Source organism: Streptomyces sp. CNH189 (assembly GCF_000527195.1).
In genome coordinates this window covers 29,159-48,576 of the sequence record NZ_AZUS01000019.1, presented here as the reverse complement: position 1 = coordinate 48,576, position 19,418 = coordinate 29,159, and the positions used below count along the sequence as shown (strand labels likewise).

Below are 19,418 nucleotides of genomic sequence, written 5' to 3'. Positions count from 1 at the left end.
CTCCCTACTTCTCGCGCTGGGCAGGGTCGGGGTGCTCACCCTCGGTCTGCACGCGGTACTCGCGGCCGAACATGGCGTCGTGCTCGTGCATCACCCGGTCGCTCGGCGGGGCCTCACCGCCGTGGATCTGCTCCTGCATCTTCTCGAACCGCTCGTGCGCCTCACGCACGTAACCGGCCCCGAGCGTGGTCAGGTCCATCTGGGTGTCGAGCAGCTCGCGCAGGTAGGCCTTGTTCGGCTCGAAGGTGAGCACGTTGGGCAGCTCGGGGGCGAGCACCTCGGCGGGCTCACGCCCGTCGTGCTGACGCATCAGGTCGCAGGCCATGTGCAGGTGCTCCAGCTCCATGTTCAGGTGCAGCTCCCAGATGGCCTTGACCTTCGGGTCGCTCTCCTGCTCCATGAAGGAGTAGTACAGATAGCACTCGTTGTACTCGTGGTTGACGAGCTGCTCCCACCACGTCTCACCCGGGTCCACGAGGGACTCGTAGTGGGTGACGTGCTCCTCCTCGATCAGCCCGATCTCCTGGTACAGCTGACGGGCGATCGGCTCCATGTAGGTGGGGCCGGTGTTCATGTAGAAGTTCATGGTCTGCTGCTCCGTCGACATGATCGTCAACGCGTGCAGCTTGGACAGCGGGCTGGCCTGGTCCTTCGCGTAGGGGTCGCGGACGTTGTCGACCGGGTTGCGGTGGTGGTACCGCGTGGGCCGGCCCGGCATGACCTCCGTGAGGTTGTCGACGATGGACTCCGCCTTGCGGTGCTCGATCATCTCGTACAGGTTGGCGTACCGGTACAGGTGGTCGAAGTCCTCCAGCACGCCGAATTCGTAGGCCTGCTTCAGATAGGGGTCCGGCTCCATACGGGCCACCCAGGCGGTCAGGTCGACGGCCACCTGCTCGTACGCGATGGTCGTCTCCAGCACCGAGGACAGGCCGGGCAGCAGCCAGTTCACCACCTTCTGCTGCTGCGCCTCGATGTACCTGGTGCGGGCCAGCTGCCGTTTGATCTCCGGGTCGGGGGTGTGACGGGCGAGCTGGTGGCTGAACAGGATCGCCTCCACCTCGATCCCGTTCATGGTGATGATCCGGCACCGCGTGTACGGGTCGCACCGGTCCGGGTCGATCGGTTCCACGTTCAGCTCGCGCCAGTTGCGCAGCTGGCGGTCCAGCGGGATACCACGCTGTTCCAGGGGGTTGAAGGTCACGGGCACACTCCTCGTCGAGGGGCCGAGCGGACGGAGTACCCCACGACAGCGGAGGGGGTCCGGTGACCGGCAGGGCACCCCCATGCTCGGCCCGCTCGCACGGGCTCGCCACGCCACACACCCGTCGGGCACGGACGCGCCCCGGATGCCGCATCCGGGTGGCCCAGGGAGCCGGGCCATGAACAATGCGGGGCGTGGCCCGCCTGGGGGGGTGACGGCGCGGGCCCCTCGGCCGAATCGCGGCAGCGGGTGAACGTAGGGGAGGCGCTGATCGAGCAACGCCTGCCGGCGAGGCGGTCCTGGGCATCGCGCGACGGGTCGGCGCCGCGATGTAAGATGTCAGCTGACATCTACTGGGAGGTAGTGAACGATGGGCCGTGTGTCGAAGGCGCAGGCGCAGGAGAACCGGCAGCGGGTCGTGCAGACCGCCTCCCGCCTCTTCCGTGAGCAGGGCACGAACGTCAGCGTCGCGGACTTGATGAAGGCCGTCGGCCTGACCCACGGCGGCTTCTACAAGCAGTTCGCCTCCAAGGAAGCCCTGGTCGACGAGGCCACCGCGTACGCCTTCGAGGAGACCGCCGACGCGTACCCGCCGGAGTACGGCGTCCGTGAGGTGGTCGAGAGCTACCTCTCCGTCGAGCATCGGGACGACGCGGCGGAGGGCTGCCCGATCACCGGCTTCGCCCCCGACAGGGCGCGGGCGGGCAGCGAGTCAGAGGCCCACCGCGTGTACACGGAGGGCGTGCGGAGGTTCGCCGACACCCTCACCGATGACGACCAGGACGGCTTTGTCCGGCTCTGCACCATGGTGGGGGCCCTGACGCTCTCCCGTGCGACGAAGGGCGACCCTGTGTCGGAGCAGATCCTCACCGCCGCCCGCGAGGCGCTGACGGCACAGGCGCAGGCGGGTGCCGCAGATCCGCAGGGCCCGGGCGCGTCCGACTGACCGGGATGCGCACACGCCCGCCCGGTCACGGGGTGGGCGCTCCCGGGCACCTCGCTGTCATCGCGCCGCCCTCCGTCCGCCGTCCGGCCCCTGCCGCTCGCGCCCCCAGGCGGCCAGCGGCGCGAGGGCGTCGTTGAGGCGCTCGCCGTCCTCGGTCAGCGAGTACTCCACGCGGGGCGGCACCTCGTCGTAGGAGACCCGGCGCACCACGCCGTCCGCCTCCATCTCCCGCAGATGGGAGGCCAGCACCTTCTCGGTGACGCCGGGAAGCAGCCGGCGCAGCTCACCGAAGCGGCGACAAGGGTGCTCGTGCAGCGCCCACTGGATGAGCACCTTCCACTTGCCGCCGATCACCTCCATCGCCGTGTCGATGCCGCAGACGTGTCCGTCCGACGCGCCCGGCCGGTTCGACGTCGCCATGTCCCCACCCCTTCGACCTGCTCGCTCACCCCAAGGTAACCACCCACTCGCGAGTGCGTACTTGATCACCACCGCGGGTGCGGCCAGCCTGATCGGTATGTCGCACACCACCGGGACGAAGACTCCCGTCACCCTGCTGGGCCTCGGCGCGATGGGCACGGCGCTGGCCCGCGCCTGGCTGGCCGCCGGCCACCCCCTCACCGTGTGGAACCGCACCCCCTCCCGCGCCGCGGCGCTCGCCGCCGAGGGCGCGCGGGTCGCGGACAGCGCCGCCGCCGCGGTCGCGGCGAACCCCCTCACCGTCGTGTGCCTCCTGGACGACGCCTCGGTCGAGGAGACACTGGACGGCACTGATCTGACGGGCAAGGACCTGGTCAACCTGACCACCGGCACCCCCGCCCAGGCACGCGCCCGCGCCGCGTGGGCCCGCGAGCGCGGCGCCCGCTACCTGGACGGCGGGATCATGGCCGTCCCGCCGATGATCGGCGTCCCGGACGCCGGCGGCCACGTCCTCCTCAGCGGCTCGCGCGAGCTGTTCGATCAGCACCGGCAGACCCTGGCCGTCCCGGCCGCGGCCACCTTCGTCGGCGAGGACGCGGGCTTCGCGGCCCTGTACGACGTGGCCCTGCTCAGCGCCATGTACGGCATGTTCGCCGGGGCGGCGCACGCCTTCGCCCTGATCCGCGGGGAGGACATCGACCCCACGAAGTTCGCCCCGCTGCTCGCCGACTGGCTCGTCGCCATGGCCCCCGCCGTCCATCAGACCGCCGACCAGCTGCGGAGCGGCGACTACACCAAGGGCGTCGTCTCCACGCTCGCCATGCAGGTGGCCGGGACGCCGACCTTCCTGAACACCGCCGAGGAGCAGGGTGTGAGCCCGGAACTGCTCGCTCCCTACTTCGCGTTGATGCGCCGTCGTCTGGCCGAGGGCAGCGGCGAGGAGGACCTGACGGGCGTGATCGACCTCCTCGCGCGCTGACCGGCCCGCGGCGCAAACCCTTCCCCCAAGCGTTGTCCCGGACAACCCTTGGCCTGCGAATCCGCCCAATCCGCCACCGTCATGGATCACTGACGCTCCTCCCGGCCTCCTCACGTGTTCCAACGACTTGACCGAAGGAAGAGGCCCCCCGCAGGTGGCCGCCACGTCCGACGTGGTGGCGACCCGGACGGCGGAGTCCAACGGGGCGAGCCTCCGGTGGGCGTTCTCCACAGCACCCGAAGGAAGGCGCGGGAGCGGCGCGACCACAGCCGCTACTGGGACGGCTGTGCGATGCCGCTCGTCCGCAGGACGGTGGTGCGGAATGAGGTCACCAGGGGCCGCAGGTCGACCCGGTGCCACGCGGCCCACAGCTGGACGCTTGTCTCGTTCCATGGAAGCTCGCGCACTGCGACCTCCTCGGTGGTGGCGCGGACCATGCTTTTCTGTACGAGTGCGAGTCCGAGCCCAGCAGCGACCAGGCCGAGCGCGGTCAGTGGCTCGGCGGCGTCGAAGCGGATGTCTGGCGTGAAGCCGGCTGCGGTGCATGAGGCGACGAAGGTGTCCCGCCAGGCGGGGGCCTGAGCATTCTCGACGGCGATCCACGGCTGGCCGTCGAGGTCCCCGGGGGCCACTTTCTCCTGGTCGGCGAGTGGATGACCCGCAGGCAGGACGAGCAGCAGCGGATCTTGGAGCAGGGGAGCGGCCAGCAGGTCAGGATCATCCGCGGACGGAGGCTCATGGACCAGCGCGATGTCGAGGCTGCGCTGCCGCAGGCCTTCGAACTGCTCGGTCGGCGGAAGGTTGTACAGAGCGATGTGAACGCCGGGGCGTTCACTGTGCACAGCGCGTAGCGCCCCGGGCAGGACGCCGGTGTGCATGGCGTCCGCCACGTAGCCGATACACAGGCCGCCCTCATCCCCACGGCCCAGCCGACGGCCCAGGTTCTCCAGGCGGTCCGCATGCTGCAGCAGCGCGCGGACTTCGGCCAGGAAGACCTTGCCGTCCCGAGTCAGCCGGATTCTTTGCTGGCCGCGCTCGAACAGGGTGAGGCCGAGGTTCTGTTCGAGTTGAGCGATCTGCCGACTGAGCGGCGACTGGGACATATGCAGCCGTTCGGCGGCCTGGCCGACGTGTTCGGTCTCGGCGACGGCTACGAAGTAGCGGAGTTGTCGCAGGTCAAGCATGTAAGACCTCTAAGGACTCAAGTGCGTCCAAGTAAGTCTTGGACAGTCTCAAGTGTAGATCCTAGCCTCGAACACGTCAGCCGACGGACCGCGCAAAAGGCGCGAAGAGAACACATCCGCCGCCGTTCGTACAGCAAGGATCTGCACCATGTCCATCAAGTCCTTCCTGCCCGGCCGCCTGGGCTTCGGCACCGCACCGCTGGGCAACATGTTCCGGGCCATTCCCGACGAGGAAGCCGCGGCCACTGTGGACGCTGCCTGGGACAACGGCATCCGCTACTTCGACACCGCTCCCTTCTACGGCGCGGGGCTGTCCGAGATCCGGCTCGGAGAGGCGCTGGCCCACCGCCCCCGCGAGGAGTTTGTCCTGAGCACGAAGGTCGGCCGCGTCATCCTCGACGAGATCGAAGATCCGTCCGCCCGTGAATTGGGCGAGAAGGGCGGACTGTTCGAGCACGGACGCCCCAACAGGATCATCAACGACTACTCGGCCGACGCCACCCTGCGCTCCGTCGAGGACAGCCTCAAGCGGCTGAGGACGGACCGCCTCGACATTGTGTGGGTACACGACGTCGCGCAGGACTTCTACGGCGACGAGTGGCTCGCCGCCTACGAGACGGCCCGCACCGGCGCATTCCGGGTTCTGCAGAGGCTGCGCGACGAAGGCGTCATCAAGGCCTGGGGGCTTGGTGTCAACCGGGTCGAGCCCCTGGAGCTGACGCTCGACCTCGAGGAGCCCGAGCCGGACGCGTTCCTCCTCGCCGGCCGCTACACGCTGCTTGACCACGAGCGCGCCCTGCAGCGCCTGCTGCCCGACGCGAAGGCGCGAAACGTCGACATCGTCGTCGGTGGACCGTACAGCTCCGGCGTGCTGGCCGGCGGACAGCACTTCGAGTACCAGAAGGCCCCCGCCTCGGTCGTCACCAAGGTGGAGCGCATCAAGGCACTCGCAGGGCAGTACGGCGTGGGCATCAAGGCGGCAGCATTGCAGTTCTCCCTTGCTCACCCCGCGGTCGTCGCGGCCGTCCCCGGCGCCTCCCGGCCCAGCCGCATAGCCGAGGACGTCGCCGCACTCGGCGAGAGGGTCCCGGCGGCCTTCTGGGCACCTCTGCGCACGGAAGGACTGATCGCTCAGGACGCCCCTGTACCCAACGCCTGACCACTACCTCACCCGAACAGGAGACGAGCATGGCGACTACGACCGCAACCACCGACATCCCGGTGCCCGCCGACTGCGTCTGGCAGCTCATTGGAGGCTTCGACTCCCTGCCCGACTGGCTGCCCTACATTCCCGCGAGCACGCTCAGCGAAGGCGGCCGCGTCCGCAGCCTCACGAACGAGGAAGGCGGTGTCATAGTCGAACGCCTCGAAGCGTTCGACAACCAGGCGCGTACCTACAGCTACTCCATTGTGCAGGCCCCCTTCCCTGTCACCGGCTACCGCTCCACCCTCACCGTGCACGAGAAGCCCGGCGGGCAGTGCCGTGTGGAGTGGTCCGGCACCTTCACACCGGCCGGGACCACCGGACAAGAAGCGATCGCTCTGTTCCACGGCATCTACACCGAAGGGCTGGCTGCGCTGAAGAAGACACTCGAGGCGTGAACACGGACACGGGATGCCCGATGGTGCCGGCCGGCTCGGCAACGAGTCTGTCCGGCACCAACGGGCCTCGTGCTGAGGGTTCTTGCGGCTCCTGGCGGCTGCCTGTCGCGCCGGCCCTGGCCAGCTGAGGCTGCGAGTTCCCCCGGGCAACCTGCCGGCCACCGCTTCCGCCGGCCCGATCACCGATCCGCTCGCGCTGCGGCCGAGGCGGCTCGGATCCGCGAAGCCGCACGTCGACGAGAGCCACGACTCATGGCTGCGTGCGGGCGTCGGCCGCGGTCTGGGAACGTCCCTCCACGCCCTGGACGACCAAGGACAACCATCCGTCGCAACGATGACACCTGCAGCGGTGAGCCACGCCGCCCGCGGCGTCGGGCCGAGTTCCTTCGCGACTGCCGCCTGCGCGGAGCCGGGGTGCATCACGCGATGCTGGGCGTCGCACGGCTCCACAACCTTGCGCTCAGCGGATGAGCTGGTCCCGCCGCACCGTGAACCTCTCGTATCCGTCCGGCGTCACGGCTCATCGTCCACCCAGCGGCGGACCGCCTCACATCGCGACTCAAACACGAACGCCCCCCCACAGCACCGACCAGGGCCATCAACGAGCGCCAAGTAGGCCGTGAGACGCCGGGCCCTGTTACGGGCCAACCTTTAGGCTGCGCCGATGGGACACGCGACCGAGAACCCCGAAAGCCCGGCCCGCCCCGCCGACGCGGACGCGGACGCGCACGGAGTGAACGACTACGACCGCTTCGCCGAGGCGTACGTGCGGGAGACCGAGGGCAACCTCGTGAACGCGTACTACGCCCGGCCCGCGATGCTCGCCCTCGCGGGAGACGTGACCGGCCACCGGGTCCTGGACGTCGGCTGCGGGGCCGGGCCGCTGTCCGCCGCACTGCGCGACCGGGGTGCCGCCGTCACCGGGGTCGACGCCAGTGAGCGGATGCTGGCGCTGGCCAGGAAGCGGCTCGGCGACGGCGTGGCCCTGCACCGGGCCGACCTGCGTGACCCCCTGCCGTTCGAGGACGGTGCGTTCGACGACGTCGTCGCCTCGCTGGTGTTGCACTACCTGGAGGACTGGGGTCCGGTGCTCGCCGAGATACGGCGGGTGCTCGCGCCCGGCGGACGGCTGTTCGCGTCGGTGGACCACCCGTTTGTCGCGTACACCTTCCAGGAGCCCCGGCCCGACTACTTCGCCACCACCAGCTACGCCTTCGACTGGACGCTGGAGGGGGAGTCGCACCGCATGCGGTTCTGGCGGAAACCGCTGCGCGCCATGACCGACGCCTTCACGACCGCCGGGTTCCACCGCGTCCTGATCAGCGAGCCGCAGCCCGACCCGGCCGCCCGCGACCTGTTCCCCGACGCCTTCCGGGACCTGTCCACCCCCCCCACGTTCCTGTTCTTCGCCGCCGAGACACCGGCATGACCGAAAGGGCCGCCCGGCGAGATCCGCCGGGCGGGCTCCCCACCTCGCCGCGCGGTCAGCGCTTGAGCGCGAAGGTGAAGTCACCGGAGAGACGGCTGTCCAGCCGGACCACCGAGACCAACTTCCCCTCCGGCACCAGCCGTTCCACCTCGCCCGGCGAGAGACCGAACCCGTCGGCGACCAGACGCACCGGCCGGACCGGGACCCGCGCCGCGAAGCGGACCGAGACGTCGGTCACCTCCTGGTCGAGGTGGTCCGAACCGCCGGTGTCGAGTCGCCAGGCGCCGGCCCAGTCGAGGGCGACCCGGTTGCGGCGCAGCACGCCCGGGTCCTGGAGCAACTCGGCCGTCAGACCGAGGTCGTTGTCGTGCAGCAGGTCCAGCACCTCGGGGCGCACGGAGCGCACATGTACGCGCTCCAGCACCGAGAGCTTCACCGTCTCCCCGCACCCCGTGCAGAGCAGGAGGAGCCAGACGTCGATGAGCTTGTGGTGGGCGTTGACGCGGAACTTGCCGCTCGCCCGGAAACGCCCGGACGCACAGGTGTGGCAGCGGCGCCGGACCAACGGCAGGCAGGTGGGTATGACAGCCCAGGTGTTGAGCACAGAAGTACACCGTTCTCGGTGAGAGATCCGCGAGAGATCCGCAGCAGGAATCAGCACGCCGCCGAGAAGGCGACGCGCGACAGATCAGCGCTTGGGAGGTCTCACAGGGTGTACAACGGCTGTCCTCGGCTGGGCGGTTGGGACGCGGAGCACTGTAGCCACCGACGGAGCCGCCGCTCCACCGGATTTTCGCGCGGGCCCGAGGGTCTTCCGGCGGGCTCGTCCGCGCCGGGTGCTCAGGCCCGCTGCGACGGTTACCTGGGGGGTACGCCGGGGGTGCCGGTGGGGCGGGGCAGGAGGACGCCGTCCACGTACAGGTCGACGTACTCGTTGTAGAACGCCGCCAGTCCCGCGATACCCGACGACTGGACGGTGGGGAAGTCGTACGCCCAGAGAATGTTCTCGTGGGTGCCGGCCTCGCTGTCGAAGGACCAGTGACCGCTCGTCGTCCCCTTGTACGGGCACTGGGTGACGTTGTCGGTGTGGCGCAGCAGCGGCCAGTTGATGTGGGCGGGGTCGAGGTAGTAACGGGTCGGCAGGCCGGTCTCGAACAGCTTCACGCAGTGCGGGGCGGCCGCGAGGACCACGCCGTCCAGTTCCACGCGCACCGCACTGGACGAACGCAGCGCGTCCACACGGGTGTAGGGGCTCCGGGGGTGGACGAAGACCGGTTCGTCCTCCTCCAGCCACCGGTCCAGCGCGTCCCACCGGAAGCGGACGGTGCCGACGACCGCCTCCGGAGCGCCGTCCTGCCAGATCCAGGCGGCGCCCTCGCGGACCGCGTCCCGTACCCGCAGCGAGTGGCGCCGGGCGGGACCCGCGCCGAGCTTCCCGGTCCGGCCGTCGTCGATCAGAGTGCCCTCGACCAGGTCCTCCGGCGGGATGCTGTACTGCGGGTATCCCGGCCACTCCCACACGTACCGGGCGCGGCGGGTGTCGAAGACGACGTGCCCGTCCACCAGGCCGCGAACGCGGCGCGGTACCGGTTCGACGTGCCCGACCGGGACGATCAGGCTGGGGTGCAGGACACTTTCGTCACCCATCGGCGGCCACCTCGATCCACTGGGGTCCCCGGGACCCCTGGGATCCACGCGGCTCCGGTCTCGTCTGCACCGGGCACGCTACCGTGCGTGACCGGCGGAACGCGTCAGCGTCGGCCCACGTGTCATGAGTGCCGTCGGGGGCGGTGTGACCGCCACGGCCACACCGCCCCGCGGGCCTGCCCGGTGCCTAGCCGAGCGTGACGGCGTAGATCTGCACCCGCGGATCGTTCCGCAGGCCGAGCGAGCGGACCGTCTTCGTCGCGTCGAGGGCCACCGAGTCGGCGAACAGACGCACCGGCGGGCCGTCCACGCCCTGACCCCGTTTGATGCGGTGCGGCATCTCCAGCGCGACGGAGGTGCCCGCCGGCGCGGACCCCGCCCAGTCGCCCACGGTGACCGGCAGCTCCGCGGTGGTGCCGTCGGTGTAGCGGACGGTGAGGCCGGTGGTCACCGGGCCGTGGTGAGCCGCGCCGACCAGACGCAGGGTGCCGTACGACCCGGCCGGCAGGAGCATGGCCTGACCACGGGCCTCGACGAGGTTCGCGGCCGTACCGGACGGATCGGGGGCGTCGTAGGTCACGCCGTCCCACACCACGGGTCCCGCCGCGGGCAGCAGGTCACCGTCGTAACTCCACCCCGACCCGTCGAAGTCTCCCTCGCCGGAGGCCGCGACGGTCGCGGTCCCGTCGTGGTTGCGCTCCCTGCCGAGGTCGACAGCGCACTGCTCACCGCCGTCCCCGGCGCAGCGCGCGGCCTCACGCACCTCGACGGTGGCGACCCGTTCCACGCCCTTCACCCCGTTCGCGGCGGCCGTGATCCGCACGGTGTACGTGCCCGGCGCGGTCCCGGCGGGGACGCGCACGTCCACCGTCGCGGTCCGCTGCACCGGGAGCCGCTGGGACGCCAGGGTGAGCGGGCCGGAGGTCTTCACCGTCCACCCCTCGGGCACCTCGGCGCGGACCGACGCGCGGAGCGTGCGGGGGGCCTGCCCCAGTACGTCAAGGTGCAGCCGTACGTTCTGGGCGGTGTCGGACGTCGGCACCACGTCGGCCGAGGTACGGAGGGAGGCGTCGAGGTGGCGCCGGGAGTCGGCGGCCGCGCGGTTCACGGACGGCGGCTCGGCGCCCTTGCCCGTGCCCCACGCCGACGGCCTGTCGCCCATCAGGAAGGAGAGGCGTCCGCCCTTGGCGACGGCGTCCCAGTCCAGCCAGGTGGCGCGCAGGTCCTTGCCCCCGAACTCCGCCCGCTGCACGTACCGTCGGCTGTCGCCGGTGCCCGGCGCCTTCACCGTCAGGGTGCCGCCCTGCCGGTTCCCGTAGGCACCGATGCGGATCACCGCCGAGGGGAACTGCGGGCTGGACACGGCGAGGAAGTCGCCGCCGTTCGTCGTCGGGTACAGGCCCAGGGACGAGAAGACGTACCAGGCGGACATCGTGCCCAGGTCGTCGTTGCCGGTCATGCCGTCGGGACCGTCGGTGAAGAGGGTCGTCGCGGCGCGGACCACGGTGGCGGTCTTGGCGGGTGCGCCGGCCCACAGGTACATGTACGGCGCGTGCAGGTCGGGCTCGTTGTTCGGGTTGTAGGTCGGCTTGCCGTAGTAGTCGTACGGCGCCGAGATCCACTCGTCGCGTGCGGTCCCGGCGGGGTCCTTCAGCAGCTTGTCGTAGGCGAAGAAGGCGTCGAGCCGCTGCTCCGTCTTCCGCTTGCCGCCCATCAGCGCCACGAGGCCGGCCGGGTCCTGCGGGACCAGCCACTGGTACTGGTAGGCGCCGCCCTCGTGGAACTGGTGCCCCGCCTCGACCGGGTCGTACGGCGTCATCCAGGTGCCCTCGGTGGTGCGGGGCCGGAACTGCTGGATCGAGGAGTCCCACAGGTTGCGGTACCACTGGCCGCGCGCCGCGAACAGGCGGGCGTCGGCGCCGTGACCGAGACCCTTCGCCATCAGGGCGAGCGACGCGTCGGCCGCCGCGTACTCCAGGGTCGCCGACGCGGGATGGACGCAGTCGTTGTCACCCCCCTTGTCGGGGCAGTCCTTTCCCAGCTCCAGCCCGCTGGGCACATAGCCGCGCTCCAGGTACGCGGCGATCCCCGCACGGCCGTTGTAGGGGGAGTCGTCCGGCGGCGTCTCCAGGGCGTTCTTTCGGAGCAGCGCGTACGCCTCCTTCTCGTAACCCTTGAGGAGGCCCTTCGACCAGGCCTCGACGAGGAAGGGGGTCACGGGGTCGCCGGTCATGATGTTGGTCTCGCTGTTGGCGAGCGACCAGCGCGGCAGCCAGCCGCCGTCCCGTCCGATCGCGACGACCGACAGCGCGACGTCGCGGGCGACCTTCGGCTCCAGCAACTGCAGCAGCTGGTTCTGCGGACGGTGCGTGTCCCACAACGACAGGTTCTGGTACGGCGTGAACCCGGACGCGGTGTGCACCTTGCCGTCGAAGCCCGCGTACCGGCCGTCGACGTCACCGGCCAGGTTCGGGTGCAACTGGGCGTGGTACAGAGCCGTGTAGAACGCGCGGCGCCGCTCGGCCGACCCTCCGCCGACCGTCACCGCGGCGAGTCGGCGTTCCCACGTGTCCCGCAGCGCGGCCCGCGTGGCGTCGAAGTCGTAGGAGTCGTCCGTCTCCGCCTTCAGGTTCTTCCGGGCCCCCTCGACGCCCGTGTACGAGAGGCCCACCTTGACGACGACGTCACGGTCGTCCTCGGCGTCGAAGGTCACCCAGGCGCCGTTGCCCCCCTCACCGGACGCGTCGCGCTCACCGGGGCTGCGGGTGCTGCCCCGCCAGGTGCCGTGCGAGGCGAACGGCCGGTCGAAGGTGGCCGTGAAGTACACGGTGTGGCGGTCCTTGCCCGCGCAGAAGTTGCCCGCCTCGACCCGGCCCTCGACCGTCCGGTCACCGACGACGTGCACCTCCGAGGTGTACACCCGCTGGTTGGCCTTGCCCGTGTTGAACAGGACGTTGGCGCGGTCGGTGGCGGGGAAGGTGTAGCGCTGCCAGCCCGTGCGCGGGGTGGCCGTCAGCTCGGCGTCGATGCCGTACGTCGTCAACCCGACGCGGTAGTAGCCGGGTTCGGCCTCTTCGTCGTCGTGCGAGTAGGCCGAGCGGTAGGCGTCGGGATCGACGGAGTCGACGGTTCCGGTGGTCGGCATGAGCGGCAGCTCGCCCATCACGGAGCAGCCGACGCCGGACAGGTGGGTCTGGCTGAATCCGTGGATCTTGTCCTGCTGGTAGTCGTAGCCGCCCTGGCCGCCGGTGTCCGGGCTCACCTGGACCATCCCGAACGGGGCGCTCGCCCCGGGGAAGGTGTTGCCGAAGTTCTGGGTGCCGATGAACGGGTTGACGAGCGAGGTGAGGCGCTCACCGGCCGTGGAGGACCGGGCGGCCGAGGAGGGCTGCCCGGCCGAGGGGGACTGGGCTGCAGAGGGGGGCTGGGCGAAGGCCGGTACGGGCGCCAGGCCGGCGCCGGTGACGACGAGGGCGGCGAGGACGGTCGAGGCGCGACGGCGCCATCGACGGAGGGGTCTGTGCATGGAAGCGGTCTCCTGTTCCTCGCCTGCCCCGTGGTGCGGCACGGGGGGCGATCGTCAAGGGACGGGGGGAGTGGGCTCGTTGCTCGCCTGCGGACGGAAGCGGACTAGATCACGGTGCTGACATCGTTGTCAATAGGTCTGACGGCGGCCCGTCGAGCCAACCCCCGCCGCCGCACAGGGCTGTTCAGGGCACGGCGCACCGGCGCAGCACCATGAGTGAGTCCTCCACCGCGGCGATCATGGCGAACGGGAACCGGTCGAGTTCCAGGCAGAGCGCGACGTCCTCCGGGCTGGACCCCCGGCGCACCCCGTGGGTCAGTTCGGCGGCGGCACGCGACGCACCGGCACGGCGCAGGAACTCCGCGGCGTCCGTCCCGGCCCCGCCGGCGCGCGCGGCGATGTACTCGGCGCACGCCAGGTCTTCCTCGGCGCGCCCGTCCTCGCCCGTGACGACGAACGTGACGCTCCCGGAGGCCCGTTCGCGCAGCACCCGGGCGGTGGCCTCAGCGGCCACGAAGCCGGCGCAGAGCACCAGCGAGGCGTCCTTGACCGCGAGCGCGCCGACGGTGCCCGCCGTGGTCTTCTGCACGACGGTGCGCCCGTCGAGGTCGGCGGACCGCAGCAGGGCGGGGGAGTTGACCAGGTCGAAGCCGGGCGCGGGCGGTCCGTCCTTGAGCGCGACCCACGCGGGGTGACGCGCCTTGAGGTGCAGCGCGTCCTCCAAGGACTCGGCCAGGACGATGCGTTCGGCACCGCGAGCGAAGGCCCAGGCGGCGACCGTGTACGCACGCATGACGTCCACCACGACGGCCACGTCCGGGACATCGGTCAACTCGGCGATACCGAGGAAGCGGGCTTGCATCCGGTCATGATGCGGCATGCGACGGCCGGAGCGCTTGGCCTTTTGAGCCGACGAAGGGCGGGCGAGCCTGGCCGGTTCACGTCTCACGCTTTCGTTGAAACTGAAATCACAGTGTGTTTCGAACACTGGCGACCGACCATGACTCACAGATACCGGGAGGCACTTGATGACACGACTCCGCAAGTCGGCGGCTCTGGTGACGGGGGCCGCGGCCGTGCTGCTGACCGTCGCGGCGGCGCCGCAGGCGGGAGCCACGGACTGGCGCCCAGGGGTGACGTTCTACACCGGCGCCCAGCAGGGCGGCGCCGCGATGTCCGCCGACCTCGACGTGGTCGGGGTGTGCCGGGAACTTCCCGCGCCGGCCGCGTCGTACCTGGCCGTGTCGGACCGGAACGTGGACGTCTTCTTCAACCCGGGCTGCCGCACCGGCGCTCCGGGCGGGACCGGCGACCTCGCCTACCGCACCGGGACGCTGAACGCCGGTGACTTCCCTTACCCGGCGGTGAGTTACCGGGTCCGCGCGGACGCGGACTGACCGGGTCCCGCCTTCAGGCGCCGGGAAGCGCGGAGCGGCATGTCGTCCGCGCCCGCGTGGAAGGATGCCGCCTGTGACCGGATTGTCTTCCTCGCCCGTCGCCGAAGAGGCGCACAGCCGCACCGGCCTGGGCCCCAGGGCCGCCGCCGTCCTGGTCTTCGGGGCCTCGGCCGCGGTGCTGGTCGTCGAGATCGTCGCCCTGCGCCTGCTGGCCCCGTACCTCGGCCTCACGCTCGAGACCAGCACCATGGTGATCGGCATCGCCCTCACGGCGATCGCGCTCGGCTCCTGGCTGGGCGGGCGCATCGCCGACCAGGTCGACCCGCTGCGGCTCCTCGGACCCGCACTCGGCATCTCCGGTGTGGTCGTGGCCCTCACTCCGGCCGTGCTCCGCAGCACGGCGGAACGGGCGCCGGCGCTGCTGATCCTCGTCGCGGCGCTGACCGTCCTGGTGCCGGGCGCGCTGCTGTCCGCGGTGACACCCCTGGTGACCAAGGTGCGGCTGACCAGCCTCGCCGAGACCGGCACGGTGGTCGGCCGGCTGTCAGGCATCGGCACCGTGGGGTCGATCGTCGGCACCGTCCTGACCGGCTTCGTCCTCCTGTCGAGGCTGCCGGTCAGCGGCATCCTGATCGGCCTCGGCGCGCTGCTGGTGATCGCCTCGGTGCCGGTCAACCGGGGGACGCGCGGCCGCAACGGCGCATCGGCAGCCCTGGCGCTCGCCCTGGCCGCGGGAGGCCTGGCGGCTTTCGTCGCGCCGGGCGGCTGTGACGTCGAGACGAGGTACCACTGCGCGCGGGTCGTCGCCGACCCCGCCCGGGACGGCGGCCACACGCTCGTCCTGGACGGCGTGCGGCACTCGTACGTCGACGTCGACGACCCGGCCCACCTGGAGTTCACGTACGTCAAGGCCGTCGCGTCGGTGGTCGACGCCGCGTACCCCGGGAATCGGCCGCTCACCGCCCACCACCTGGGCGGCGGCGGACTGACCGTGCCCCGCTACCTCGCGGCCACCCGCCCCGGCACGCGCAGCGTGGTCTCCGAGATCGACGGCGAGGTCGTCCGCATCGACCGCGAACGGTTCGGCCTCGCGCCGGGGACCGGCGTCGACGTGCGCACCGAGGACGGCAGGCTGGGGCTGAAGCGGCTGGACACCGGCAGTCTCGACCTCGTCGTCGGTGACGCGTTCGGGGGTGTCAGCGTCCCGTGGCACCTGACCACCGTGGAGGCGCTGACGGAGGTGCGGCGCGTCCTCGCCGGGGACGGCCTGTACGTCGCCAACCTCATCGACCACGGCGACATGTCGTTCGCGAAGGCCGAACTGGCCACGTTGGGCGAGGTGTTCAACTATGTCGCGCTGCTCGGCGAACCCACCGACATCGGCCTCGCCCGCTCCGAGGCGCCCGTCGGCGGCAACGTCGTGGTGGTCGCCTCCGACCGCACCGTCGACCTGCGCGCGATCCAGCGGGCGCTCGACACCCGCCGTACGGGCTGGAGGATCGCCACGGGCGCCGCACTCACCTCGTGGACCGGCGACGCCCCCGTCCTCACCGACGACCACGCCCCCGTCGACCAGCTCCTCCAGCCCCACGCCTCACCCGGCCGCCGCTGACCCGCGTCACGAGGCCGCTGACCGCAGCCGCTGTCGTTTTCGTCCAAGACGGACGCCCCCGCCGCGCTCTAGCGTGAACGCGGAAGCACAGGGGGACCGAGGAGGCGCGTCATGCGGAAACTGGTGTACACGGGATTCATGTCGCTGGACGGCGTGGTGGACTCGCCCGGCGGAGGGCCGGGGGAGGAGCACCGCAGCGGCGGCTGGGTGGTGAAGGACCTCGACTTCGTCGAGGAGGCCTGGTCGCTGAAGGGCGAGGAACTGGCCGACACGGCGGCGCTGATGTTCGGCCGCCGCAGCTACGAGGCGTTCGCCGCCGTCTGGCCCGGCTCGGAGGACCACGCCGCCTACCGCGACCTGCCGAAGTACGTGGTGTCGACGACGTTGCCCGAGGACGCCCTGGTCGACGGATGGGGCCCGACCACGGTGCTGCGCTCGACCGAGGACGTCGCCGCGCTCAAGGAGGGTGACGGCGGCGCGATCTTCATCCACGGCAGTGCGGAACTCGCCCGGCGGCTGTCGGACGCGGGCCTGATCGACCAGTACAACCTGCTGGTCTTCCCCGTGCTGCTCGGCGCCGGCAAGAGCCTGTTCGGCCGCGCCGACCGGGACAAGCAGATGCTCGCACTGCGGGAGTCGCAGACGTACTCCAACGGCATCCTCAAAATGGTCTACGACGTCAGGCGCTGATCGACGTCGAGGCCGATCGCGCCGCCCGCGCCCTCACGCAACTGCCGTGCGGTGCGCCCGACATACGTCCGCAGGGCCCGGGCCAGATGCGGCTCGTCGAAGTAGTCGAGCTTGACGGCGACGTCGGGCGCCGGATGGCCCGCCGCCAGCAGTTGCGCCGCCGTGCGCGCCCGCTCGATCTGCCGTACCGCGCCCTGGGTCAGCCCCGTCCCGGCGCGGAAACGCCGCTCGACGGTCCGCTGCGAGACGGCGGGCCGATGGCCGCGGAGCAGGTCCGTGACGAAGGGATCGCGGGCCAGCACCCCGGCCCGCACCATCCGCCCGACCAGCGCCTCGGCGTCGTCGGGACCGGGCGTCTCCCAGCGGGCGCCGTCCAGCCGGAACGTCCGGTGTGACGTGTCGGGGAGCGCGACACCGCCGTCGACCAGCTCCGCGGTCGGCACCATCCGCAGCGTGCTGCCCACGGCGAACTCGATCCCGGTGAACGTGGCCCCCTCGGGCACGGGCGCCGTACCCGTACGGGTCTCGGGACCCGTGACCGCCGCGTACGACCGGCCGTCCTGCCGCCAGAACACCAGACCCAGCCGCGTCCCGGCGACGGACGTCATGGTGGCGACCTGCTCACCGGTGCACGTCCACACGCTGTCGACCCACGGCGAGTCGGAGTGACGTGTCTCGAAGTGCAGCCCCACGTCCGCAGAATACGCCTCCGTGGAGTGTGGGAGCGCGGGGAACCGCAGCGGGCGTACCGCGTACCGCGTGCCCGGCCGGTCGCCCACGGTGCCTGGCCGCCGGTCGCCCGTGGTGCCGGCCGGTGGGCTACGGTGCCGGGACCAGGCCGTCGGCCACCAGGCCCTCGAGCACGGCCTGACCGAGCGCCTCCACGGCTGACCGGGGCCGCACCATCACGGTGAACTCCTTGATCCGGCCGTCCGCGGCGAAGTGCAGCAGGTCGATGCCGTGGATCTCCTTGCCGCCCGCCGTGGCGCGGAAGACCAGCACCGAGGACGGCAGCGTCGCCCCGTCCGCGCTGGTCTGCGCGGTGCCGGGGTGATCCCCGACGTAGCGGAAGTCCTCGAAGGTCCGCAGCAGCACTCCGAAGAGCCCCGTCACCATCGGCTTGCCCTCGAACGGCGTGAACTTCACCGGGCTGTAGAGGCGGATGTCGTCGGTGAACAGGTCCTCCAGGGCAGCCAGGTCCCGGTTGTCGACGGCTGCACGGAAACGGTCCGCGGTGTCCACGGGCCACACCACCTTGATAGTCATGGATGTGAGTAGTCAGATTCATGACTATCATGGGGGGCCTGCGACGCGACAGAGGCGGGACAGGAGGAGATCACATGGCACTCAAACACGCGGTGCTGGCGGCGCTGCTCGACGGCGAGCTCAGCGGCTACCAGTTGGCCAAGGCGTTCGACGTGGGCGTGGCCAACTTCTGGTACGCGCAGCCCCAGCAGCTCTACGCCGAGCTGACCCGGCTGGAGCAGCAGGGCCTCGTCGAGGGCCGGGAGGTGGTCCAGGAGAGTCGGCCCAACAAGCGGCTGTTCCATGTGACCGACGCCGGCCTGGCGGAGCTGGAGGCCTTCACGGCGGCCTCCGCCAAGCCCGCCTTCGTCCGGGACGACCTCATGGTCAAGGTGCAGGCGGCGGACCGGGTCGACGCCGCCGTCCTCGTCGAGCAGCTCACGGAACGCGCCGACATCGCCCGCGCCCGGATCGAACTGTTCGAAGCGCTCCTGCGGCGCCTGCGCGGCGGACGCGACGAGGAGGACTTCCTCCGGCACGGCGAACGGATCGGCCCTTACCTGACCTGCCTCCGCGGCGTGGCGTTCGAACAGGAGAACCGCGACTGGTGCCTGCGGACCGTCGCCGTACTCGAAGGAAGGCGGCACAGTCGTGCGCGGAACTGACACCCCCTTCCCGCGCTACGTCGCCCTCGGCGACAGCCAGACCGAGGGCGTCGGCGACGGCGACGACATCAGCGGTCTGCGCGGTTTCGCCGACCGTCTCGCCGAGCACCTCGCCCGCCACGAGCCAGCCCTCCAGTACGCCAACCTGGCCGTACGGGGCCGCCTCGCCGCGCAGATCCACGCCGAGCAGCTCGCCCCGGCCCTCGCGCTGCGGCCCGACCTCGCCACCGTCGTCGCCGGAGTCAACGACCTGCTGCGGCCCCGCTTCGACGCCGACGAGGTGTGCACCCACCTGGACGCCATGTTCGGCGCCCTCACGGCACAGGGCGCCCGGGTCGCCACGATCACCATCCCCGACCTCTCCCGCGTCTGCCCGATCGCGCGCCCCCTGATCCCCCGGGTCAGGGCGCTCAACGAGGGCATCCGCGACACCGCCCGCCGGCACGGGGTGGTCGTCGCCGAGACGGCGCTCCACCCGGTGGCGGGCGACCCCCGGCTGTGGAGCCACGACCGGCTCCACGCGAGTCCTCTGGGCCACCGGCGCATCGCCGCCGCTCTCGCCCAGGCCCTGTCCCTGCCGGACAGCGACGACACCTGGACCCACCCCCTCCCGCCGCGGACCCTGCCCACCGGCCTGCGCGCCGTGGGTACCGAACTGCGGTGGGCCGCGGGCTTCCTCGGACCGTGGCTGCTCCGCCGGCTGAGGGGCCGGTCCTCCGGCGACGGCCGCGGCCCCAAACGCCCGCTGCTCCACCCGGTGCTGGACGCACCGCTCACCGCTCCGGACGAACGGCGTCCCGCACCGGACGAACCGCATCCCGCGCTGGACGATCGGCGTCCCGTGACGGGCGGCTGATCCGGACGCCCGCGTC

The 19,418-nt window shown here is 71.2% G+C and carries 19 protein-coding genes and 1 pseudogene; 11 read left to right on the top strand and 9 right to left on the bottom strand.

All coding sequences use genetic code 11. The features are described 5' to 3' along the window. Positions 1–4: 4 nt before the first annotated feature. Positions 5–1,204: a hypothetical protein gene (locus B100_RS0124195; protein ID WP_024886994.1), complete on the bottom strand. Its 1,200-nt coding sequence runs from the start codon at positions 1,202–1,204 to the stop codon at positions 5–7. Between the two features lie 370 nt (positions 1,205–1,574). Here B100_RS0124195 and B100_RS0124190 point away from each other — a divergent pair, with 370 nt between their 5' ends. Beyond that, positions 1,575–2,150: a TetR family transcriptional regulator gene (locus B100_RS0124190; protein ID WP_024886993.1), complete on the top strand. Its 576-nt coding sequence runs from the start codon at positions 1,575–1,577 to the stop codon at positions 2,148–2,150. A gap of 57 nt (positions 2,151–2,207) precedes the next feature. Here the strand turns inward: B100_RS0124190 and B100_RS0124185 are convergent, their stop codons facing one another. Next, a complete protein-coding gene (locus tag B100_RS0124185) occupies positions 2,208–2,570 on the bottom strand; it encodes a winged helix-turn-helix transcriptional regulator (RefSeq protein ID WP_024886992.1) in 363 nt (120 codons plus the stop codon). 97 nt (positions 2,571–2,667) lie between these two features. Between B100_RS0124185 and B100_RS0124180 the strand changes: the two genes are divergently transcribed. Then, a complete protein-coding gene (locus tag B100_RS0124180; RefSeq protein ID WP_024886991.1) occupies positions 2,668–3,549 on the top strand; it encodes an imine reductase family protein in 882 nt (293 codons plus the stop codon). Positions 3,550–3,821: 272 nt separating this feature from the next. Here B100_RS0124180 and B100_RS0124175 read toward each other — a convergent pair whose 3' ends face one another. Then, entirely contained in the window at positions 3,822–4,733 is a 912-nt protein-coding gene (locus B100_RS0124175) for a LysR substrate-binding domain-containing protein (RefSeq protein ID WP_024886990.1), read from the bottom strand. 148 nt (positions 4,734–4,881) lie between these two features. Between B100_RS0124175 and B100_RS0124170 the strand changes: the two genes are divergently transcribed. The 4 genes and pseudogenes from B100_RS0124170 to B100_RS0124160 all read left to right on the top strand — a co-directional run bounded on the left by B100_RS0124170 (position 4,882) and on the right by B100_RS0124160 (position 7,764). Then, on the top strand, positions 4,882–5,892 hold the full coding sequence (locus B100_RS0124170; RefSeq protein WP_024886989.1) for an aldo/keto reductase: 1,011 nt from the start codon (positions 4,882–4,884) through the stop codon (positions 5,890–5,892). A gap of 29 nt (positions 5,893–5,921) precedes the next feature. Further along, positions 5,922–6,335: an SRPBCC family protein gene (locus B100_RS0124165; protein WP_024886988.1), complete on the top strand. Its 414-nt coding sequence runs from the start codon at positions 5,922–5,924 to the stop codon at positions 6,333–6,335. Positions 6,336–6,713: 378 nt separating this feature from the next. Then, a pseudogene (locus B100_RS36590) lies at positions 6,714–6,806 on the top strand (IS5/IS1182 family transposase); the annotation flags it as partial. 193 nt (positions 6,807–6,999) lie between these two features. After that, on the top strand, positions 7,000–7,764 hold the full coding sequence (locus B100_RS0124160) for a class I SAM-dependent methyltransferase (protein ID WP_024886987.1): 765 nt from the start codon (positions 7,000–7,002) through the stop codon (positions 7,762–7,764). Positions 7,765–7,819: 55 nt separating this feature from the next. Here the strand turns inward: B100_RS0124160 and B100_RS0124155 are convergent, their stop codons facing one another. The 4 genes from B100_RS0124155 to B100_RS0124140 form a co-directional block, all read right to left on the bottom strand. Beyond that, complete coding sequence (locus B100_RS0124155) at positions 7,820–8,368, bottom strand: DUF1062 domain-containing protein (RefSeq protein WP_024886986.1); 549 nt, start codon at positions 8,366–8,368, stop codon at positions 7,820–7,822. 254 nt (positions 8,369–8,622) lie between these two features. After that, positions 8,623–9,411: a DUF427 domain-containing protein gene (locus tag B100_RS0124150; RefSeq protein ID WP_024886985.1), complete on the bottom strand. Its 789-nt coding sequence runs from the start codon at positions 9,409–9,411 to the stop codon at positions 8,623–8,625. A 187-nt stretch (positions 9,412–9,598) separates the two neighbouring features. Beyond that, positions 9,599–12,937, bottom strand: coding sequence for a GH92 family glycosyl hydrolase (locus tag B100_RS0124145; protein WP_024886984.1), 3,339 nt, complete (start codon positions 12,935–12,937; stop codon positions 9,599–9,601). 184 nt (positions 12,938–13,121) lie between these two features. Then, positions 13,122–13,799 (bottom strand): 2-phosphosulfolactate phosphatase, encoded by a 678-nt coding sequence (locus B100_RS0124140; RefSeq protein WP_024886983.1) that lies wholly within the window; start codon positions 13,797–13,799, stop codon positions 13,122–13,124. A 166-nt stretch (positions 13,800–13,965) separates the two neighbouring features. On the opposite strand from B100_RS0124140, the gene B100_RS0124135 reads away from it, so the two are divergent. The 3 genes from B100_RS0124135 (at position 13,966) to B100_RS0124125 (ending at position 16,636) form a co-directional block, all read left to right on the top strand. Beyond that, positions 13,966–14,334 (top strand): hypothetical protein, encoded by a 369-nt coding sequence (locus B100_RS0124135; RefSeq protein ID WP_051490051.1) that lies wholly within the window; start codon positions 13,966–13,968, stop codon positions 14,332–14,334. Positions 14,335–14,407: 73 nt separating this feature from the next. Then, entirely contained in the window at positions 14,408–15,946 is a 1,539-nt protein-coding gene (locus B100_RS0124130; protein ID WP_024886981.1) for a fused MFS/spermidine synthase, read from the top strand. Positions 15,947–16,057: 111 nt separating this feature from the next. After that, complete coding sequence (locus tag B100_RS0124125) at positions 16,058–16,636, top strand: dihydrofolate reductase family protein (protein WP_024886980.1); 579 nt, start codon at positions 16,058–16,060, stop codon at positions 16,634–16,636. On the opposite strand, the gene B100_RS0124120 is transcribed toward B100_RS0124125, so the two are convergent. Next, on the bottom strand, positions 16,618–17,328 hold the full coding sequence (locus tag B100_RS0124120; protein WP_024886979.1) for a helix-turn-helix domain-containing protein: 711 nt from the start codon (positions 17,326–17,328) through the stop codon (positions 16,618–16,620). The two genes, B100_RS0124125 and B100_RS0124120, sit on opposite strands and share 19 nt — an antisense overlap. Before the next feature lie 127 nt (positions 17,329–17,455). Continuing rightward, entirely contained in the window at positions 17,456–17,902 is a 447-nt protein-coding gene (locus tag B100_RS0124115) for a nuclear transport factor 2 family protein (protein ID WP_051490049.1), read from the bottom strand. A gap of 74 nt (positions 17,903–17,976) precedes the next feature. Here B100_RS0124115 and B100_RS0124110 point away from each other — a divergent pair, with 74 nt between their 5' ends. Both B100_RS0124110 and B100_RS0124105 read left to right on the top strand, forming a co-directional pair. Beyond that, positions 17,977–18,546: a PadR family transcriptional regulator gene (locus tag B100_RS0124110; protein ID WP_024886977.1), complete on the top strand. Its 570-nt coding sequence runs from the start codon at positions 17,977–17,979 to the stop codon at positions 18,544–18,546. Continuing rightward, a complete protein-coding gene (locus B100_RS0124105) occupies positions 18,533–19,402 on the top strand; it encodes an SGNH/GDSL hydrolase family protein (protein ID WP_024886976.1) in 870 nt (289 codons plus the stop codon). Before B100_RS0124110 ends, B100_RS0124105 begins: the two co-directional genes overlap by 14 nt. Positions 19,403–19,418 lie beyond the last annotated feature (16 nt).